We start from the raw sequence: 19,633 nt of genomic DNA, 5'->3' as shown, positions 1-19,633 counted from the left end.
TCGCTCCTTAAACCGTCAACACCACACAACTGTCCGCATCCCAACATAAACGAACTTCATCACCCCAGGTTGGTAATCCTTTGCGATAACGATGTTCATTTTGTAGCTGAGCGCTCAGCATCTGGCCGCTTTTCAAACGTACGTGGTACACCGATAAATCGCCCAGGTAGGCAATGTGCACCACTTCGCCTACCGCGAAGTTATATCCCTCTGGCGGAGGAGCTTCGCAGAGCATAATTTTTTCCGGGCGCAGCGCAACATACACCGGGACGTTATCGACAACAGACGCATCGGCGTCAACTTTCAGTGGATGCACCAGACCTGGAGACTCAATAACCAGACCATCTTCCTGCCGTTCTTTCAGCAGCCCCTCAAAGACGTTAACCGAACCGATAAACTCTGCGCTGTAACGCGTGGTCGGATGCTCGTAGATCTCTTCCGGTTCGCCGATCTGGACAAATTTGCCACGGTTCATGATCGCAATGCGCCCCGCCATCGTCATGGCTTCTTCCTGATCGTGCGTCACCATCACGCAGGTCACGCCGACGCGTTCAAGAATATCCACCACTTCCAGTTGCATGCGGTCACGGAGCTTTTTATCCAGCGCTCCCATCGGTTCATCCAACAGCAGCAGCTTCGGCCTTTTCGCCAGGCTACGCGCCAACGCCACACGCTGGCGTTGACCGCCAGAAAGCTGATGCGGTTTACGTTTGGCAAACTCCTGCATATGCACCAGGCCCAGCATCTCATTCACCCTGCTGGCGATTTCAGCCTTCGGCAGTTTGTCCTGCTTGAGGCCAAAGGCAATGTTTTGCTCTACCGTCATATGCGGAAACAAGGCATAGGATTGAAACATCATATTAATCGGACGTAGATAAGGCGGAACATGCGCTAAATCGACGCCATCAAGCATAATTTGCCCGGTTGTCGGCTGTTCAAATCCCGCCAGCATTCGCAGCAGGGTCGATTTGCCACAGCCGGACGCGCCGAGCAGAGCAAATATTTCACCTTTGTAGATAGTAAGATTGACGTCATCAACGGCGTGCTGACCGTCAAATGACTTGGTCAGATTGCGAATTTCAAGCAGCGGGGTCAGCGCCTTGCGGATTTTCGCTTGTGGGCGTGGGGTTGCATCATTCACTCAGGTGCTCTCCGGCATAAAACAAAGAAACGGTGCAAATAACGCACCACGGTGGTGCGTATTGCCGGGTTTTGTGTGTCCGGGATCGGCACTGCCCGGCAGGCGTAAATCCTGCCGGGTCACGTCCCGTACATCAGGTTATTTTCCGCTTTTTACCTTCGTCCAGGCGCGAGTACGGACACGATCGATCTTCGGATCCTGAACTTTCAGCGTGAACAGCTTGGCGCGAACATCCGCAGGCGGGTAAATGCCCGGGTTGTCACGAACTTCCTGGCTGACCAGTGCTGTCGCTTCTTTGTTGGCATTGGCATAGAACACGTGGTCGGAAATATGCGCAATCACATCAGGGCGCAGCAGGTAGTTAAGGAACTGATAGGCTTCATCTTTGTTTTTCGCATCGGCTGGCATCGCGAACACGTCAAAGAACGCCATTGCACCTTCTTTAGGAATGGAGAATGAGATATTGACGCCATTTTTCGCTTCTTTCGCACGGTTTGCTGCCTGCCATACGTCCCCGGCCCAGCCGATCGCGACGCAGGTATCACCGTTTGCCAGGTCGTTGATGTACTGCGAGGAGTGGAAATAGCGAATATTCGGACGCAGTTTTAGCAGCAGATCCGTTGCCGGCCCGGTGTAATCATCCGCTTTGGTACTGTTTGGGTCTTTACCCAAATAGTTCAGCACCGTGGCGAACACCTCTTCGGGAGCATCAAGGAAAGAGACGCCGCAGCTTTTGAGTTTTTCCAGATTTTCTGGCTTGAGGATCAAATCCCAGCTATCAACCGGCGCATCCGGCCCCAGCACCGCTTTGACTTTATCCACGTTATAGCCAATGCCGGTCGTGGCCCACATGTACGGCATCGCAAACTTGTTGTCCGGATCGTGTTTACCCACCAGCTTTAGCAGTTCAGGATCGAGGTTTTTCCAGCCCGGCAATTTGCTCTTATCCAGCGGCTGAAAGACGCCTGCAGTCAGTTGACGCTCAAGGAAACTGGCGGATGGAACAACAAGGTCAAAGCCGGTACTGCCAGCCATGAGCTTACCTTCCAGCACTTCATTGGAATCAAATACGTCATAGATAACCTTAATTCCGGTCTCTTTTTCAAAATTAGCCACCGTATCCGGGGCAATATAATCAGACCAGTTATAAATATGCAGCGTTTTTTGTTCAGCAGCGAGCGTACCGGCAGAGATAGCCATCAGAGTGCCCGCAACCAGGCCTGATAACCATTTTTTATTTAAGGCGGTCATAATCTCTTTCCTTCTGAAAGTTCGTTAACAAACGAACAAAAATGTCACACTCTAATCATATGCAAGAAACGTGCATATTCTTTCATGCGGCACCAATGAAAAGAGAGGCCTCTCCTCACGCCGCTATTGCTCGCTGGCATCCGCCTATGCATTCAACATACATTGTGGCCGCAGCTCAGGTCACAAGGGGCTGTTTAAATGATGGCGTTGGTAAGCTTCGCAAGAATAACTTTAGCCAGGAATTGTGGATATAGCCCAGATTAAAAAACGTCTTTTATCAATTTTTTATGCAAGAATTGTCTATGACATAAAGCGGAATGCGCTGAATCGAGGTGAATAATTCTTTAATGAAAGGTTAAACGCAGAATAAAAACGGGCAATACGCAACCGCTCTGGCAGCGGCTGCGCAATATATGTCCAGATTCAGGAAGAATTAATGGAGGAAATGAACTTCAGCGCTGCTGTTTTGCGCATCTTCTTCAGCGTTAAATAACAGCTGATGCGCACCGGCTTCGAGGATCACCATCGATATTTGCTCTTCACTCTGGCGAACAAAATATTCAAACTGCTCAAACGTCACGCCTGGCGTAACGGATAAAGACTGGCAAACCACCAGCTTTGGCAGATTATCATCCTGCATATCCAGAAAGGCTTTCACCGTCAGTGAACTGGCATTAATCGCAGACAGGTCGGCGGCCAGTGGCAGCAGTGCAGAAGGTCTGACTTCCGCCATCGCGGAAAACAGAATGACGTTATCGACCAAATCAACTTTTGCATCAAAGATGCCGTCAAAATTCTGCATATGCGGCAAATGCAGCGCCTGACAGGTATCGCATTCAAAAAAACTCATGCCCAGGTCGTCGAGCCATTGACGCAACGTATCCAGAGTGGGAACGACCAGTGATGTCATAATAATGTGCGACCTCTATTGATGAAAAAAATACCGGCACAGCTTACGCAAAAAGATCGTGTCATACCACGATCGAAATCGATATTGTGCTTAGCCGCCGATTTTAAGGCAAAATTCAGGCGTAGCGTGACGCTCGATCCACTGGATCATCTTGCCTGCAATATCTATTCCGGTGGTTTTCTCCACCCCTTCAAGTCCGGGAGACGCGTTGACTTCCATAACCAGCGGCCCACGTTCAGCGCGCAGAATATCAACGCCTGCAACGTCCAGGCCCATTGTCTGAGCGGCTTTGAGCGCAATTTCTCTTTCGCGCGGCGTAATGTTCGCAATCGTGGCAACCCCGCCGCGATGGAGATTAGAACGAAAATCGCCCTCTTTCGCCCGGCGCTCAATGGCCGCCACCACCTCGTCACCTACCACGAAACAGCGAATATCTCGCCCTTTCGCTTCTTTGATATATTCCTGAACCAGAATATGGGCATTCAACCCACGAAAGGCATCCACCACGCTTTCTGCGGCCTGGCGCGTTTCCGCCAGTACCACGCCAATCCCCTGCGTGCCTTCAACCAGCTTCACCACCAGCGGCGCGCCGCCAACCATATCAATCATATCGCTGGTATCGTCCGGAGAGTGGGCGATCCCGGTGATGGGTAAATCGATGCCCTGACGCGCCAGCAACTGCAGCGAACGCAGCTTGTCGCGCGCCCGTGTAATCGCTACTGATTCATTCAGCGGATAGCTACCCAGCATCTCAAACTGGCGCAACGCCGCCGTACCGTAAAAGGTAATCGCTGAACCAATCCTTGGGATCACCGCGTCGAAATGGGGAAGCTGCCGGCCCTTGTAATGAATAGAGGACGCCGCCGGGCTAATGTTCATATAGCAAGAAAGGGGATCGATAATTTCTACCAGGTGACCGCGATGCATCGCCGCTTCACGCAGGCGTTTACAAGAATAGAGCGTTCCGTCCCGGGATAAAATGGCAATTTTCACCCTGCACCTCTCTGAATGACCTGGTAAAAGCTGGCGTATCATACACTGGGTTAAAATCTTTAGCGCGTGGCCCATCCCTGTTTATGCAAATATTCCAGGATAAAGGGGCGACTTTCTTTAATGATGGTACGGCGAATATGGTCGCTCCAGGTGTCACGGCGCGTATTACTGCCTCGGGTCAGATAGTACTGCGCGAGCTGCTCATCATATTGCGACAAAGCCTCTTTATTGAGCGGCTGATACTGGTTTTCGTGCACCACAAGCGATGCGGGCAGACGCGGCTTGATATCCGGGTTATCGGCAGGCCAGCCGAGACACAGCCCAAACAGCGGCAGAACGTGTTGCGGAAGCTTCAGCAGTTCGGTGACTGGCTCAATGTTGTTACGCAGGCCGCCAATAAACACGCCGCCAAGCCCCAAAGACTCTGCAGCTGTTAGCGCGTTTTGCGCCATCATCGCGGTATCAACCACGCCCAGCAGCAGTTGTTCCGCCAACCCGAGTTGCGCGTCAGGGCAAATCTGCAAATGGCGATTAAAATCAGCGCAAAATACCCAGAATTCAGCGGCCTGCGCCACATGTTTTTGTCCACCGGATAAAGTAGCCAGTGATTCACGCAGGGCTTTATCCGTTATGCGAACAATCGTCGAGCACTGTAAAAAACTGGAACTTGATGTACCCTGAGCGGCGGCAATTATCGCCTCTCGCTGCGCATCCGAAATGGTATCATCGGTGAAATGGCGAATGGAACGATGGCTACGAAGTAGATCAATGGTTGGCGTCATCTCTTTTTTCTCTGTCTGAACGGGAAGAATCGCCGGGGGCTCGTGACATCAGCTGCGGCGCAAGCCGTTGAGCAATACGCCACGTTAATACCACCGCAGCGGGGAGCATCAGCAGCACACCCAGAAATATCATCACCACGCAGGCTAACGGACTGCTAAGCGGCGCGGGTAAAGAGAGGTAATCGTTAAGCGATAGCAACGCCAGCGATAACAAAACCATCCCTATGATTTCCAGCATCAATACGCTTTTGGGTAATGTACCAATTGTGCGCATAAGCGGCCTCCCGGCAAAATGGCTTTCATTATAAAACGTTCCGGCTTGTCGTGTTTAACAGTTATAGCTTGAGGATATCAAAGCAACAGGCTGAACCTGCTTTTCATCCGTCACAAATCGCGGCATCATAAACAGTATTGCCATCCGGCCTGATAAGTTCGAGGAGAGAGAGATGTTTGCCGTTATTTTTGGTCGTCCAGGGTGCCCGTATTGCGTGCGCGCAAAAGAATTAGCAGAAAAATTAAGCAATGAGCATGACGATTTTAACTTCCGCTACATTGATATCCATGCCGAAGGTATTACGAAAGCCGATCTGGAAAAGACGGTAGGTAAGCCAGTCGAAACCGTTCCGCAGATTTTTGTTGATCAAAAACACATCGGCGGCTGCACGGATTTTGAAGCGTGGGCAAAAGAGAACATGAATCTGTTCGCCTGATAGCTGTTTCTACGCCCTCCGCTGGAGGGCGTCATCAGTTCTTTTTCCGTCGTTGATGCTGATTGAACAGGCTACTGATAAACAAAAAACATAATGCGCCAAGCGCGCACCAAAACACCGCACTAAACAACCACGCCAGCTCTTGCCACAATGAACGCGTCGGCATAAAAACGAACCGCATCAGTAACAGACAGCACGGCGCCGCCAACATGGCACCAAGAAGGGGTTTGAGCACCTCCCGACGATGGGAGAAAAAACTTGCTGCAGCACCAGGCAGGATAAAAAACAACAATCCGACCTCAGGATGCCCTGCCGCCCTGAATGCCCCTTTCACGTTCAGCGTTAATGAAAGACACACCACAATAAAGAGCACAAAGCAGCAGACCGCACCCGCCCAACTTTGCTTATGTTTCAATCGTTCCTCCTGACACATTCTCTATCGAACACTCTTTTCGCCCGCAGGCGTCCAGTCAGATAAAGTAACCTGGCATTCCATGCCAAAAACACACTCACACGATTCTTATAGCCGTTGATACGTAATGAGATTAAACTAGCCGCATATATTGTTACGCTGCATTATTCGGGGCTGTGTACGAAGCTGTCGCCCCCTTAATTTCTGGCAAAAACATTAGCGTAAATTGCCATTTCTTTCAATAGCTTACTAGTAAACAAGAAGTTAGTCTCCGTGAATATAAACGTCGCAGATTTGTTAAATGGGAATTACATCCTGTTATTATTTGTGGTCCTGGCACTGGGCCTGTGTCTGGGTAAATTACGCCTGGGTTCAGTCCAACTCGGTAATTCCATTGGCGTTTTAGTGGTGTCCCTATTATTAGGTCAGCAGCACTTTAGTATTAACACTGACGCATTAAATCTCGGCTTTATGCTGTTTATTTTTTGTGTCGGCGTCGAAGCCGGCCCCAACTTTTTTTCGATTTTTTTTCGCGATGGGAAAAATTATCTAATGCTTGCTCTGGTGATGGTCGGTAGCGCAATGCTGATCGCCCTGGGGCTGGGTAAGCTATTTGGCTGGGACATCGGCCTGACGGCGGGTATGCTGGCTGGCTCGATGACCTCCACGCCGGTGCTGGTCGGCGCAGGTGACACCTTGCGCCATTCGGGAATGTCGGGAACATCGCTTTCAACCGCCCTTGATAACCTGAGCCTCGGCTACGCCCTCACCTATTTGATTGGTCTGGTCAGTCTGATTGTTGGTGCGCGTTACTTGCCAAAACTTCAGCATCAGGACCTGCAAACCAGCGCCCAACAAATCGCACGTGAACGGGGTCTGGACACAGACGCCAACCGCAAAGTGTATCTGCCGGTGATCCGCGCCTATCGCGTTGGTCCGGAGCTGGTGGCATGGGCCGATGGCAAAAATCTGCGCGAACTGGGTATCTATCGCCAGACCGGTTGTTATATTGAACGCATCCGTCGCAACGGCATCCTGGCCAACCCGGATGGCGACGCGGTACTGCAAATGGGCGATGAAATAGCCCTGGTGGGTTATCCGGACGCACATGCCCGCCTCGACCCCAGCTTCCGTAATGGGAAAGAGGTGTTCGATCGCGATCTGCTCGATATGCGCATCGTCACTGAAGAAATTGTGGTGAAAAACCACAATGCCGTTGGCCGTCGCCTGGCCCAGTTGAAATTGACCGACCACGGCTGTTTCCTCAACCGCGTGATCCGTAGCCAGATTGAAATGCCTATCGATGACAACGTCGTGCTTAATAAAGGTGATGTGCTACAGGTCAGTGGAGATGCCCGCCGCGTGAAAACCATTGCCGACCGTATCGGCTTCATTTCCATTCACAGTCAGGTGACCGATCTCCTGGCCTTCTGCGCCTTCTTTATCATCGGTCTGATGATCGGGATGATCACCTTCCAGTTCAGTAATTTCAGCTTCGGCATCGGGAATGCGGCTGGACTGCTGTTCGCCGGGATCATGCTGGGCTTCCTGCGTGCCAACCACCCAACGTTTGGCTATATCCCGCAGGGGGCGTTGAACATGGTCAAAGAGTTTGGCCTGATGGTATTTATGGCAGGCGTCGGTTTAAGCGCGGGCAGCGGCATTGGCAATGGCCTTGGCGTTGTCGGTGGTCAAATGCTGATTGCCGGTCTGGTGGTCAGCCTGGTGCCGGTTGTCATCTGTTTCTTGTTCGGTGCTTACGTATTACGTATGAACCGCGCCCTGCTGTTTGGCGCCATGATGGGCGCGCGTACCTGCGCTCCGGCAATGGAAATCATCAGCGACACGGCTCGCAGTAACATCCCCGCATTAGGCTATGCCGGGACCTACGCGATTGCCAACGTTCTGCTGACATTAGCGGGGACACTCATCGTCATTGTCTGGCCTGGCCTTGGTTAGCGCTGAGATTTACCCTTTAACGAAAATTTTTTGCAGGTAAGCAGAACTTTTCTTCAAGGCGTCAGTCATAACTATTGCCACTGCTTTTCTTTGATGTCCCCAATTTGTGGAGCCCATCAACCCCGCCGTTTTGGTTCAAGGTTGATGGGTTTTTTGTTGCCTGAAATTCAGCCCCCTTCCAATCAACCACTTAGATAACTTCTTCTTCATGTGTGGCGACAAAGTGGCGACAGCGTTTTTGTTATGGCGGCATCAGACGTAAAAAACCCGCCAGCGGCGGGTCAGTATTAGTAAGCAAATTGTTCCTGCATACCTTTTGGATGAGGCGGTGCTGCGCTGATTTTTTGAGGTCGGCATACTGAGCGCACAAAAGTCTCATGCGTCACGAAAGTATGCCCGCACTCGATGTTAGTGCACTGGTTGTAGCGTTCTTTAGTTTCATTGGAAACCTGGAAGCTGCTTCGGGTATGTGCGGCCTGCCCGCACATAGGACAATTCATCATAATAATCAGCCCTCATTATTAACCAGTTCGCAATAATGATACATCATTGTTCGCAATTTGGAACTAATCATTCCATTGCGAACTCATCTATTTTCACTTCAAGCTCCATGCTGGTCGTAAATCCATTATCCGGGCTGACTGTGTGCGTTAGTGTGGTAATGGTCCATTCAGCTTCATCAATGGGCTGCTTAAAGCCGCTCACCTTCACCGGCATTTCCGTATAGAGATCAGCTCGCCCCTCAGCGAGCTGCAGGGAAAATGAAGCAACCCCACGCTGCAGACGTTCCCACTGCATTTTTGCTGCGCGCTCTGCATTGCTCCGGTTGGCGTAGGTACGATTAAGAACCAGCACGTTTTCATCCGTTCCCACCAGATAATCGCCCTGTTTTGCTTCCGGCTCTTTGGGTGTGGTGGTTTTCTTTCGACGACGCTTAACACTGGTTGTCTCTTTTTTCCTGGGTTCACGCGTATGCAACCAGCTGGCAATAACACCGGTATAGGCACCACGATCAGCAAGGGTGAACCGATGACCGTCACCGGATTTACGCGTGATGGTGATAACCGGCAGCGGCTTGCCGCTCGCCGTTCTTCCCTGTCCCTGCCGGATAAACAGCAGATTCCCGTCCTTAACAGAAGCAATCGCCCCATACTGTCTCGCCAGTTTCATCAGAAAACTTGCATCGCTTTCATTGGTCTGGTCCAGATGATCCAGCGCCTTATCCGTCAGGTCTTTACCCAGCGCCATTTTGAGGTTATGTCGGGCGGCGATTTCCTTTACCACCTCTCCCACCGTTGTCTGATGCCATGATTTTTCGCGCCGTGTATTGAGGGTTTCACGGAAATCTGCGCTACGCGCCCGGATGGTCAGCCGGTCAGGGGCACCGCTGTGTTCAATTTCATCCACAGTAAAAGCCCCTTTAGGGAAAAGCGGCTGGCCTTTCCAGCCCAGCGCCAGTTGAATCACTGCCCCACGTCGCGGCAGGGCGATCAGCCCGTCGGCGTCGTCCAGCTCCAGATCAAGCTGGTCCGCTTCAAAGCCCCGGTAATCCGTCAGCGTCAGACTCATCAGGCGGGTATCCAGCACAGTCGTCACGTCCTTACCTTCAATGACGATACTGAAAGCCGGGCTTTTGCTGTTCAGATTCAGAAGATCAGAATTAACGTTCACTGCAGCAATCCTCCTACCGTGTTCTTAATCCCCCCAATCGCAGAGGCAGCAGAGTCCTGCAGGTTGCTGAGCTGGTCACTCAGGCTCCCGAACATGTCAGACAGCGATTCATCAACCCGTTTGAGGGTGATCGTAAACTCAATGCGCCTGGGCATTCCACTGGCAAAAAACTCCGTCTTTGTCTGGCTCAGACTCTCAATAACAAACATGCCGTAAATGGTTCCGCTGCCTTCAATCAAAGGCCAGGCTTTGCCCTGCTCTGCCATCAACTCCAGCGCCAGCAATGACAGCCTGCCTCCGGTCACTTCCGGCAGCAGTACGCCAGATAACGTCAGCGAGTCATTATCCGGGCCAATAAACTGCGTTGATGGTCGTCGGTTCACCCGACTGTTGGCGGCGTGTCGCCAGCTTCGTTGATACTGCAGCTCCTGATATGGCACTGTACGCAGCATAAAGACATATAACCCCAGCACCATCATCATGATTCATATCCCCCTTGATCACTGAAATTACTGCGCGCTTTAGCCCTGGTCTTGCGCTCGCGTTCGTCAAGCTGTCGGGCAACTTCACGGGCAATATCTTGCGCACTCTGCCCTGGCTGAGCATAGATAGTGATCGGCGCGTGAGTTTCAAAGTGCATCACTGGCGGCGTACTGGCAGATTTCGCAGGCTGGCTTTGTTTATATGCCACAGTAGGCAGACTGTAAGGATGTAGTGGAGCAGCCTCTGCAGGCGCTGCCGCTACGCCCATGACACCTGCAACGACGGAAGCCAGCGCGGCAGTGCGCCGCCTGCTGGTCACATTTGCGGGGCCGTTCACAATTTCAGGGCCGTTCTCCCCAACAATACCAAACTGACCACGCGGAATAATCCCACCACTGTCATACATCCCGGCAAACGGAACGGCAGCAGCAGCTGCTCCACCAACCACCTGCACCTGTGCTTTACCTTGTGTTTTATTATTTCCGGTCATCCAGTCAGGCAGATAATCGGTGACTGAGGAAAGCTTGCTTTTGAGTGTCTCCCATTTGGCATTAACTCCATCGAGAATGCTGTCAATAATGGCGCTGCCCATGTCCTGAAACTTCGCAGGAAGCGCGGCAACATCAGCCAGGATCGAATTCCATTTATCACTAATAGATTGTCTGATATTGGCCCACGCGTCAGAAACGCCAGATTTTATTGCATCCCAATTTTTAGCTATTAATCCCGGCAAGGTATAATTAAAGAACAGTGACTTAATCCCCTCCCATGCGGCACTGGCCTTTTCTTTAATCCAATCCCATGCCGTACCTGTGGCATTACATACGGCATCCCACATGGCCTTGAACTTTGGCCCAAGAGTGTCCCAATTCTGCCAGATATAAATAGCACCAGCGGCGATCAGCCCTATGACAGCCAGTATAGGGTTTGCAAACATCAATCGGCCCAGCCATATAACTGACTTGCCAACAGAACTTATTGCTTTCCCAATAAGACCAAATGCAGATGAAAATTTTAGCCCCATCACCCCTGCGCTCATTCGCACTACTGCCATCGGCCCTAACACGGACGCCAGCGCCAGTGAAACAACCCCAGCGGCGGTGGCAACAATGGCAAAGCCAGCTGCCAGCTTAAACAGCGCAGAGGTCAATTGTGGGTGTCGTTTAACAAAACCATCCAGACGCGAAGCCAGTTCACCCAACCAGTCAGCCAGCTTCTTTAATGCAGGGGCAACTGTTTCACCGATACTAGCCATAGCATTGGTAAAGGAACCTGTAGCGGCTTCCCATTTATTACCAAGAGTATTCAAGGAGGCATCAACACGCTCGCGCAGAGAAGCCTGATTTTGTAGCTTTGAAGCCGTTTCACGATACCCTGAGATGCCTTTGGTAATCATAATATTTAGCACCTGCAGCGTTTCCGCATCATCCCCAAAAATACCTTTTAACGTAGCTAACCTTTTCTCAGTATTAAGCTTTTGGAGTTGAGCTAATTGCGTGTACATTTTCTCCAGCCCGCCAAACTCCCCCTTACCATCAGTAAAATCGAACCTAACGCCAGTGCCTTTTAGTTCATCATTAGCATCCTTCACTTTTTCCGTATTCATGACGGACTGAAATACTTTTCGGTAGGCATTACCAGCTGACTCTCCAGCCATACCAGCCTGATCAGCCATAACTAATAGAGGAGCAAATGCCTTAGCCGCGTCCAATCCCTTTTTATGAATAATATCCATCGCGCTGCTGATTTTTGAGAACCCCTGCAGCATATTTCCTGAATCTACCCCCGCGTAGAATCCTTTCTGGATCACGTCCATCAGATTCATCATGTCTTTTTCGGAGGTCTGAGTAGCATCTTGTAACTTAGCCGCAAACTCAGCTGCTGCAGTGGGAGCCATCTGTAACTGCACGCCAAGATAAGCTGCTGACTCTCCCAAGCCGCCCAAGATGACCTGCGCCGACATACCCTGACGGCGTAGCATAGTCATCATGTTCTGAAAGTCGGCTGTTGTTCCCGGCAGCTTATCGCCCAAAGCAACTGCAAGCCGGTTAATTTTTTCAAATTCAGGCGCTACCTTTCCGCCCGGTCCCATCATTGAACCGGCGAGCTGATTCGCTGCATTTTCTGATTCTGAATAGGCTTTTACTGGAGCCAACAACGTCATGCCAGTAGTTACCCCAGCCGCCATCGCCCCTGCACCATTACCTGCCAGAGAGTTCCTTAACTCGCGGGTCTTTTCAGCCTTGGCTTTGATGGCGTTGAGCTTTCGCTGACGCTCGCCAACTTCACGCAGCCTGCGCTCCTGCTCAGCCAACTGTCGATTATACCGCTCAGTTTCTCGTGCAATCCGTGCCGTCTCACGCGCTCCGCCCCCAGCAGATAACCCCAGCCGATAAAGCTCAGCCCTGGCTGCCGCCATCTGGCGAGTTTCCTGTTGCTGTTTTTGTTCAAGACGTGAAACAGCACGCCACTGAGCTTCAAGCGCCTGCGTTTGTTTTTTTGTTGGGGATTCCAAAGATGACATTTCGCGCGTCATCATTTGAGCGCGTAGCCTCGCCTGATCCAGTTCGGCACCAGTACGGCTAACACTTTTAGTTAGCTGATCGAAAGATTTAAGCTGACCTCCAGCATCACTCAGCTTTTTAATCTGATCGCGGGTTTGTCGAATAGCTGATGCCAGCTCCTTAGAGCCAGCCTGTGCATTTTTAAATGGGCGGGTTAACTTATCCACCGCCCCCAGAACTACCTGCAGTCGCAGGTTATTATCACTCATCGCTGGCCCCGCTTCTCTGAATTGCCTTATGCCGCCACTCCAGCACATCAGTCAGCGGCATAACGTCAGTGATGGACGGCGACCAGTGAAAGATGGTGGCAATATCTGCCACCAGATCATCAACCGTCAGGTTGTCGGCAAATCGGCAAGCACCGACTTCGGCAACAAAAAAGTCACCACCTCTACAGCCATTGCTGTCAGATCGGCGGGGTCCAGCTCTGCCATTTCCTGCGCGGTCAGCGTCGGAGTGGAGATTCGCGGGATCACAGTCATCATCGCGCCCACGTCCATATCCATAATGGCCTGCAGACGGGTGCCACGCAGTGCGCCGGACTGCGGCTTGCGCAGCACAATTTCGGTAATTTCAGTTTTACCGCGCATGATGGGGGTATCCAGTTTTACGGTCTTTTCAGTCAGCTTGTCGCTCATGTTCGTATCCTGTTAATGAAATACTGGCGCGGCTGACCGCGCCGTTAAGGTTAATCAGAGGCCGAGGGCATTACGGTGTTCTTCCATCAGGTCCACACCGTCAACGATTTCAATCATGTTGACCAGATCGACCTCATAGAGCACCTCACCGTTAATGGTCAGCTTCGCGTAGCTGTTGGTGTTGCTGACTTTCGTGGTGCTGCTTTCGCCGGTTTTCCACTCGCCGGAATCCACTTCTTTATGACGTCCGCGCACAACCAACTCAACGGCCTGCACTTCGCCGGTATCGTCACGCTGAATGGAGCCGGTGAAACGCAACTGGATGCCGTCAACCGTGGCTTTGCCCATCTGCTTGAATAACAGCAGTTCGGTGCCGCCGATTGAAAATTCTGTGTCCAGTGCGCCGTCATCCAGCCCCATGTCCACGTCCACCGCGCCCGGCATCCCCCCGCCGCGATACTTCTCAAACTTGCGGGTAAATTTCGGCAGGGTCAGAGACTCAACGATCCCCTGCCAGTTGTTCCCGTCGTTGAACAGGTTCAGGTGTTTTAACTTGCGTGGTAAAGCCATGGTGTCCCCTTACGCGCTGACCTGGCTGGAGAAATCCAGCAGGTACTGATCGGTGATGCGCTGGCGCAGCATCAGGTTTTCAAGCGGCGGCACCGGCGTGTAGTCGTAGTCGATGGTGAGCTTCCCGGCTTTCAGGGAGTCTTTATCGTTCACCGACTCATCCAGCCAGCAGTCTGCACCGATGATGTAGCCCTGCGTTTTCAGGCTGCGCAGCTTGGCTCGGATACCTTCGATAATGTCACGGGCCAGCGACGGGTTGAGCACGCCATCCACCGCCCACATGTGCGCTTCTGCGATGGTGTCAGCCAGCACCTGCGCTGTGCGGGTGTAGTTCTCAAAGGCAAACAGCGGATCGTCACTGAGGCAGCGGGAACCCCAGAAGCGGAAGCCGTCTTTACGGATAAGCGTGGTAACGTCATTCTGGTTGAGCAGTCCCGCATCGGTTGCCGGGTCCTGCAGATCCCAGAACACATCAGCGGAAATGCCGGTGACGCCGTTCACGCCCACGTTAGAAATGGTTTTGTGCCAGCCGGTCTGCTCGTCAATTTTGGCGCGCAGGCCGAGCGCACGAGCAGAGGCGTAAGCCGTCGCATCTGCATTCAGCACGGTGTCAAAGTTGATGAAGTCAGGCCAGATCAGCATCCCCTCGCGCTGGCTGAAATTAGCGCGGTAGGCAATGGCTTCCGCCACCGTTTTACAGCCATAGGCGGACAGGTAGGCAAACCCTCGCAGACTCTGCGCCACACTTAGTAGCTCAGTGGCAACCGCCTGCGTGTCATGCCCCGGCACGCCGAGAATACGAGGCTTGACGCCCAGCTGCGACTGCGCTGAAAGCAGCGCTTTCATGCCCGTTTTTTTACCGTCAGCAGTCACGCCGCCGATAATGTTGGAGGTGGTTTCCGCTTCGGTTTCGCCCTGCGCCACACGCACAACGACGGTCACGGGTTTAGCCTGGTCGGCAATGACATCCAGCGAACGGGCCAGCGTGCCAGATTCGCCCGCTTTACCGCTGGCGGTCAGCACATCGGTCAGCAGGACCGGCTTATTAAGGGGAAACATGGACGCATCAGCATCATCGCCGGTGCAGACCATACCCACGATGGCGGTGCTCACCGTGGTGATAGGTCGGGTGCCCTCGTTGATTTCAACAACGCGCACCCCGTGGTGGTAATCCTGAGCCATAAGGCAGTCTCTCCGGTTTACAGGGGGTATGCCTATGTTCTGGTTGATATGCGCGCGGCGCACGCGCCGTGCTGTGTGTGGGGAATGGCACAATGGAAGGGACAAAAAAATCCCCGCAGGTGCGGGGATGGGATTAATCTTTGGGTGGTTCAGGCCAGCTAATATCCGGGGCTTTACTGCAATCAACACGCATCAAAAGTACCCGGTATTTCTTCCATTCGGACAAAGCAACGGTTTCTCCTTCCGTCGCAATTCCTGAATCAACGGCATCCTGCCGCCAGGCTATTTCTTTATCAGCAATTGAACGCAATGTTGTTCTTTTCTGTTCAGCCTGAACAATCTGTTGTTCTGCGGATAGTGGCGGGATATTCACCCAGACCGGTTTACCCTCTTTATCTGAACCGAGGATTTTACCCTGCGGTGCAACTCCCGTATAAATTGCCATTGTTTCATCATCAACATCAGCCCCGTTCACAGGCCATGTCCCCGCTTTTTCATACGATTCTTTCATGGAGAAGAGATAAAAGGAGCCATTATAAAATTTATTCATTTTCACCAACCTACGACAATCAAACAGCAATCTTCTAAAGCTCCAGAAGGAGCCCAGTTTTGTATACTAACGGTAGTATTACTGGCGATTCGCACGTTCATAGCAGCATTGTAGCCAGATGTTGCGCGGTTTCCTGTTGCAAAAAGACCGGCATTAGGAAAAGCATAGGGAAGCTGATAACCCCCATCTACACCACCTCTTGTTTGAATGGTGACACACTGCACCATAATTGTTTTGGCGTTGCCGTATTGGTCAATGAAAGGGAATTTAAGCAATGTGTTTCCTGTAGCAATTATCGCCTGAAAAAATCCCATATCGGGGATCTGGTTCGGCCACATTCCCACCTCCCTTTTTGCCGCTTCTCCCAATTGAAGGTATTGGAGAAGGCCTGAAATACTTTTGCCACTGAGGCTTGTCAGCGTGGCATCCAGTGGCTGTTTGCCTGCCAGCGCATTTGTCATGGTGGTGGCAAAGTTAGGATCATTACCCAACGCTTCCGCCAGCTCATTCAGCGTGTCCAGCGCCGCCGGGGATGATGCCACCAGTGCCGCAATAGCTGATTTCACAAATGCAGTAGTTGCAATCTGCGTATTGTTCACGGTCTGCGCTGCAGTGGGAGCCGTTGGCGTTCCGGTCAGGGATGGGCTTGCAAGCGGTGCTTTCAGCGCCAGTGCGTTATTTAGCGCCGTGACCACAGCCTGCACAAACGCTGTGCTGGCAATCTGCGTGGTATTGGTTCCTGCCGGTGCAGTTGGTGCTTTCGGCGTCCCCGTCAGCGTAGGACTTTCCTTAGTGGCGTACTGAGTATGGGGGTCCGCTTCGGCAAGGTGTTTAGCCATCAGATCATCCACATACACCTTAAGCTCCAGCACCTTGTCATCCACATATTTGCGGGTTGCCAGAACCACTGACGGGTCAATTTTCAGGGTAATGTTATCGGTACTGCTGGTAATCAGCACCATTCGTACTGTCTGCGTGCGTCCGCTCCCCTCCGCCAGCTGCGGCTTGTAGCTCTCCGGGCAGTTGCCCACGGCAATCAGTGCGCCGGTTTCATCGAACAAACCAACCTCACGAATCCACCAACCGCCCTCAGTTTCGGGGATAACCTGCTCAGCAATAATCTGACTGCTGTTCTGCGGATCGATGTACAGCATATTGAGGGAAGCGCGGCGTTTTTCAGCAACCAGTGCTGTCTGCTGCGCGCTTAGAGTCGGCAGCACGCCGCCACCGTCACCCACAGCCATCTGGGTTATTTTCAACGGAACACCGAGCGCGGCGGCGCTTGCCAGTTTCGCCGCGCCGATATCCGTCAGCAGGGTATAAAATTTTGCGCTCATGGATTCACTCTCATTGTGTCAATAACATGGACCGCCCCGCCCTCATAAGCGGTGCCGCCGGAAATAATGGTTTCGTTGATATACGGGTAGATCGTGATTTCTTCGCCTGTGTAGGTGGCTGCGCCCACAAAATAAGGGCCGCTGGTCTGCAGGTTGATGGACATACCGATCAGATGGCGGCTGCACGGCTTGGCGTCACCGATCAGTCGCTCCAGTTCCAGATACGTTTCTTCCGTGATGCCCTGGTCCTGCACGCCAATATCCAGGCGAAACGTGCCCGGCTGCTCGCCGGTCTGCCACCACTCAATGATGCGGATCAGAAAGCCGAACGGCTCCACCACGCGCCGCACGGCGCTGGTTGTCCCCTTGTGCTGATGGATATAGAAAGCATCCTGCACCACACGGCGCTTGACGCCCTCCGTCCAGCTTTCGTCCCAGCGGTCTACGGAAAACGCCCACGCCAGATACGGCAGAAAGCTGACCGGACACGTTGCCGGGTTCCATAAATCGCGCAGTGGCACCTGCAGATCGGAAATCCCGCTGCAGGTCTGCGCCAGTCGGCGCTCAAGCGGCGATGAGCCGGGCGGCAGCAGGCTATTCATCCGTTCCCCCGTTGGTCACGCTCCATTCCGTACAGGACGCCGCCTGTGTTTTATCCAGCACAACATCTGCCAACGGGGAGGCCAGCTCCACACGCTGGACGCCCTCAACATGCAGCGCGGCATAAATTGCGCTGCGACGGATATCACGGCCCAGCCGCGTCTGACTGGCGATGTACTTCTGCAGGCTGGCTTTTGCCGCCGCCATCACCGGCTCAGCTTCCGGCCCCGGATAAAGAAAAATCGTTGCATCCACGCTGTACGGGATTATTTCGGCGCTGCGCACCGTCAGGCGGTCTGCCACCGGACGCACGTTCTCGCTGTTAAGCGCCTGCTCCACCACCGCCAGCAGATCAGCCTCTGCCGTACCATCACCCTCACGGCTCAGAACGGTAAGCACCACCTCCGCCGGTGCCGGGCTGGTTGCGCTGGCGTCTGCCACACGCCCGTCCGCGCTTTTGGCGTGAAACTCATAGGCCGCCGTAGGCCCCGCAACGGACAACCCCTCAAACGCAGCCGGAACACGCAGGCGCAGCGCATCATCGCTTTCCATTACTGCCGCGACCGGCGGCACCGCGTCGTTGTCGGCAGGCGTTACCGTCAGGCGTTTCACGTTGTAGTTGGCTGCCAGCTGATCGAGATCGCCACCGATGGCATATGCCACCATGACCGCCTGCGCTGCCTCGTTAATACGCTGGCGCAAAAGGATTTCTCGGTAGGTGCTTTCCTGCAGCAGCTTGGTGACGGGTTCAGATTCCAGCGCTAATGTTCGCATAACAGCCTCCTGTTCATATGCCGGGTAAAGGGCCACAAAGGCGGCCTTGCGCTCAGCCAGCAGCGTCTCAAAATCCGGTACGTCCACTATCTGCGGCGCGGGCAGCTGGGAAAAGTCAATCACTACCATTCTCTGCTCCTGTTGATACGGAAAGGGAAACCGGCGCGCCGTTATTGCGCTGCCCGGTAAGCTCAACCACCATAGAGCCGTCAGAATTGCTGCTGATGGTGATGGAATCCAGCGTAAGCCGAGGCTCCCAGCGACTCAGCGCCACATAGACCGCAGACATGACCTGCAGGCGTAGCGCCGGGTTCTGCGGCTGGTCAATCAGGGCAGACAGCAGGGAACCATATTCTCGGCGGGCGATCCGACTGCCCTGCGGCGTCAGCAGAATATCCCGCACTGACTGGCGCAGATGGTCCGTATCAGTAATGACCTTGCCGTTGCCCTGGCTCATGCCGATATACAGCGTCATACCGGTCCCCCCGTGTTGTCGCCGCCTTTCAGAACGCCAGTATGCTCATGGTCATCAACTACGATCCCGTTAGAACTCATTGCGCCGCCGCCCTGGGTGACGCCACCATTGATCACCACCTCGCTGTTAATGCGCGTGGTATCAGCCTCCACCACAAACTCACCGGTTTTGAGGGTGATATTGTCCGCCGCCTCGATCACCATGGATTTGATACCCCGGACATGCCACCGCCCGGTGGCGGGTTCATACTCAAACCAGCCCCCGTCCGGGTACTCCGTCACGCAACCGTCCACGGAGTCCGACGGCGGTGCAAACTGATTGGAGTAGATGGCAGGCAACGCAAAAGCAGTTTCCAGATTGCCGCCCATGCTCAGCACCACCACCTGCTCATCCGGCGACGGGCACCACCATGTACGGGCACCACCGGCACGCAGCGTCAGCCAGTTAATCCAGTTGGTTTCAAGCTCGCCCACTCTCACCCGGCACAGCCAGTTTTCCCGGTCCACTTCGGTCACGGTGCCGGTGCGGATCAGGTTGGTGATAAGGCGCATTATTTCGGTCAGTTGTGCATTCATAACGAAAGGTTGCCATCAGAGGGAAAAGGGAGGCAGCGCGGGCGCTTGTGCCAGCG

General features: G+C 53.1%; 23 protein-coding genes. 2 read left to right on the top strand and 21 right to left on the bottom strand.

Annotated elements, in window-relative coordinates; all coding sequences use genetic code 11:
* Positions 1-7 precede the first annotated feature (7 nt).
* The 6 genes from potG to LA337_07500 all read right to left on the bottom strand — a co-directional run bounded on the left by potG (position 8) and on the right by LA337_07500 (position 5,351).
* The gene (gene potG / locus LA337_07525) at positions 8-1,141 is read right to left on the bottom strand and encodes a putrescine ABC transporter ATP-binding subunit PotG (protein UBI17536.1); all 1,134 of its coding nucleotides are present in this window, start codon (positions 1,139-1,141) and stop codon (positions 8-10) included.
* A 138-nt stretch (positions 1,142-1,279) separates the two neighbouring features.
* A complete protein-coding gene (gene potF, locus LA337_07520; GenBank protein UBI17535.1) occupies positions 1,280-2,392 on the bottom strand; it encodes a spermidine/putrescine ABC transporter substrate-binding protein PotF in 1,113 nt (370 codons plus the stop codon).
* Between the two features lie 433 nt (positions 2,393-2,825).
* Entirely contained in the window at positions 2,826-3,302 is a 477-nt protein-coding gene (locus tag LA337_07515) for a YbjN domain-containing protein (GenBank protein ID UBI17534.1), read from the bottom strand.
* 90 nt (positions 3,303-3,392) lie between these two features.
* Complete coding sequence (rimK, locus tag LA337_07510; protein ID UBI17533.1) at positions 3,393-4,295, bottom strand: 30S ribosomal protein S6--L-glutamate ligase; 903 nt, start codon at positions 4,293-4,295, stop codon at positions 3,393-3,395.
* Positions 4,296-4,354: 59 nt separating this feature from the next.
* Positions 4,355-5,077 carry a nitroreductase NfsA gene (nfsA, locus tag LA337_07505; GenBank protein ID UBI17532.1) on the bottom strand — a complete coding sequence of 241 codons (723 nt, stop codon included), beginning with the start codon at positions 5,075-5,077 and terminating at the stop codon, positions 4,355-4,357.
* Positions 5,061-5,351: a YbjC family protein gene (locus LA337_07500; GenBank protein UBI17531.1), complete on the bottom strand. Its 291-nt coding sequence runs from the start codon at positions 5,349-5,351 to the stop codon at positions 5,061-5,063. The genes nfsA and LA337_07500 overlap by 17 nt, the downstream gene beginning before the upstream one ends.
* Positions 5,352-5,523: 172 nt before the next feature.
* Here LA337_07500 and LA337_07495 point away from each other — a divergent pair, with 172 nt between their 5' ends.
* Positions 5,524-5,787: a GrxA family glutaredoxin gene (locus tag LA337_07495; protein UBI17530.1), complete on the top strand. Its 264-nt coding sequence runs from the start codon at positions 5,524-5,526 to the stop codon at positions 5,785-5,787.
* Between the two features lie 34 nt (positions 5,788-5,821).
* Here LA337_07495 and LA337_07490 read toward each other — a convergent pair whose 3' ends face one another.
* Complete coding sequence (locus LA337_07490) at positions 5,822-6,202, bottom strand: inner membrane protein YbjM (GenBank protein UBI17529.1); 381 nt, start codon at positions 6,200-6,202, stop codon at positions 5,822-5,824.
* Between the two features lie 270 nt (positions 6,203-6,472).
* Here LA337_07490 and LA337_07485 point away from each other — a divergent pair, with 270 nt between their 5' ends.
* Positions 6,473-8,158, top strand: a complete 1,686-nt coding sequence (locus LA337_07485; GenBank protein UBI17528.1) for an aspartate:alanine antiporter — start codon at positions 6,473-6,475, stop codon at positions 8,156-8,158.
* Positions 8,159-8,445: 287 nt separating this feature from the next.
* Here LA337_07485 and LA337_07480 read toward each other — a convergent pair whose 3' ends face one another.
* The 14 genes from LA337_07480 to LA337_07415 all read right to left on the bottom strand — a co-directional run bounded on the left by LA337_07480 (position 8,446) and on the right by LA337_07415 (position 19,577).
* On the bottom strand, positions 8,446-8,661 hold the full coding sequence (locus LA337_07480; protein ID UBI17527.1) for an ogr/Delta-like zinc finger family protein: 216 nt from the start codon (positions 8,659-8,661) through the stop codon (positions 8,446-8,448).
* 67 nt (positions 8,662-8,728) lie between these two features.
* A complete protein-coding gene (locus LA337_07475) occupies positions 8,729-9,829 on the bottom strand; it encodes a phage late control D family protein (GenBank protein UBI17526.1) in 1,101 nt (366 codons plus the stop codon).
* Positions 9,826-10,311, bottom strand: a complete 486-nt coding sequence (locus LA337_07470; protein UBI17525.1) for a phage tail protein — start codon at positions 10,309-10,311, stop codon at positions 9,826-9,828. The genes LA337_07475 and LA337_07470 overlap by 4 nt, the downstream gene beginning before the upstream one ends.
* Positions 10,308-13,085: a phage tail tape measure protein gene (locus LA337_07465; protein ID UBI17524.1), complete on the bottom strand. Its 2,778-nt coding sequence runs from the start codon at positions 13,083-13,085 to the stop codon at positions 10,308-10,310. Before LA337_07465 ends, LA337_07470 begins: the two co-directional genes overlap by 4 nt.
* Positions 13,078-13,197 carry a GpE family phage tail protein gene (locus LA337_07460; GenBank protein UBI17523.1) on the bottom strand — a complete coding sequence of 40 codons (120 nt, stop codon included), beginning with the start codon at positions 13,195-13,197 and terminating at the stop codon, positions 13,078-13,080. The genes LA337_07465 and LA337_07460 overlap by 8 nt, the downstream gene beginning before the upstream one ends.
* 14 nt (positions 13,198-13,211) lie before the next feature.
* Positions 13,212-13,514 carry a phage tail assembly protein gene (locus LA337_07455; GenBank protein ID UBI17522.1) on the bottom strand — a complete coding sequence of 101 codons (303 nt, stop codon included), beginning with the start codon at positions 13,512-13,514 and terminating at the stop codon, positions 13,212-13,214.
* A 54-nt stretch (positions 13,515-13,568) separates the two neighbouring features.
* Entirely contained in the window at positions 13,569-14,084 is a 516-nt protein-coding gene (locus tag LA337_07450) for a phage major tail tube protein (protein ID UBI17521.1), read from the bottom strand.
* Between the two features lie 9 nt (positions 14,085-14,093).
* Positions 14,094-15,266 carry a phage tail sheath protein gene (locus LA337_07445; protein ID UBI17520.1) on the bottom strand — a complete coding sequence of 391 codons (1,173 nt, stop codon included), beginning with the start codon at positions 15,264-15,266 and terminating at the stop codon, positions 14,094-14,096.
* Between the two features lie 133 nt (positions 15,267-15,399).
* Positions 15,400-15,816, bottom strand: a complete 417-nt coding sequence (locus tag LA337_07440; GenBank protein ID UBI17519.1) for a tail fiber assembly protein — start codon at positions 15,814-15,816, stop codon at positions 15,400-15,402.
* Between the two features lie 2 nt (positions 15,817-15,818).
* A complete protein-coding gene (locus LA337_07435; protein ID UBI17518.1) occupies positions 15,819-17,153 on the bottom strand; it encodes a phage tail protein in 1,335 nt (444 codons plus the stop codon).
* Positions 17,150-17,755 (bottom strand): phage tail protein I, encoded by a 606-nt coding sequence (locus tag LA337_07430; GenBank protein ID UBI17517.1) that lies wholly within the window; start codon positions 17,753-17,755, stop codon positions 17,150-17,152. Before LA337_07430 ends, LA337_07435 begins: the two co-directional genes overlap by 4 nt.
* A complete protein-coding gene (locus LA337_07425) occupies positions 17,748-18,656 on the bottom strand; it encodes a baseplate assembly protein (GenBank protein ID UBI17516.1) in 909 nt (302 codons plus the stop codon). The genes LA337_07430 and LA337_07425 overlap by 8 nt, the downstream gene beginning before the upstream one ends.
* Complete coding sequence (locus LA337_07420; GenBank protein ID UBI17515.1) at positions 18,643-19,002, bottom strand: GPW/gp25 family protein; 360 nt, start codon at positions 19,000-19,002, stop codon at positions 18,643-18,645. Before LA337_07420 ends, LA337_07425 begins: the two co-directional genes overlap by 14 nt.
* A complete protein-coding gene (locus LA337_07415; GenBank protein ID UBI17514.1) occupies positions 18,999-19,577 on the bottom strand; it encodes a phage baseplate assembly protein V in 579 nt (192 codons plus the stop codon). Before LA337_07415 ends, LA337_07420 begins: the two co-directional genes overlap by 4 nt.
* Positions 19,578-19,633: the final 56 nt, after the last annotated feature.

The sequence above is a fragment of the Citrobacter europaeus genome (assembly GCA_020099315.1).
GTDB classification, from domain to species: Bacteria; Pseudomonadota; Gammaproteobacteria; order Enterobacterales; family Enterobacteriaceae; genus Citrobacter; species Citrobacter europaeus.
The sequence above is the reverse complement of the archived record's forward strand: the minus strand, read 5'-3'. Positions and strand labels throughout refer to the sequence as shown.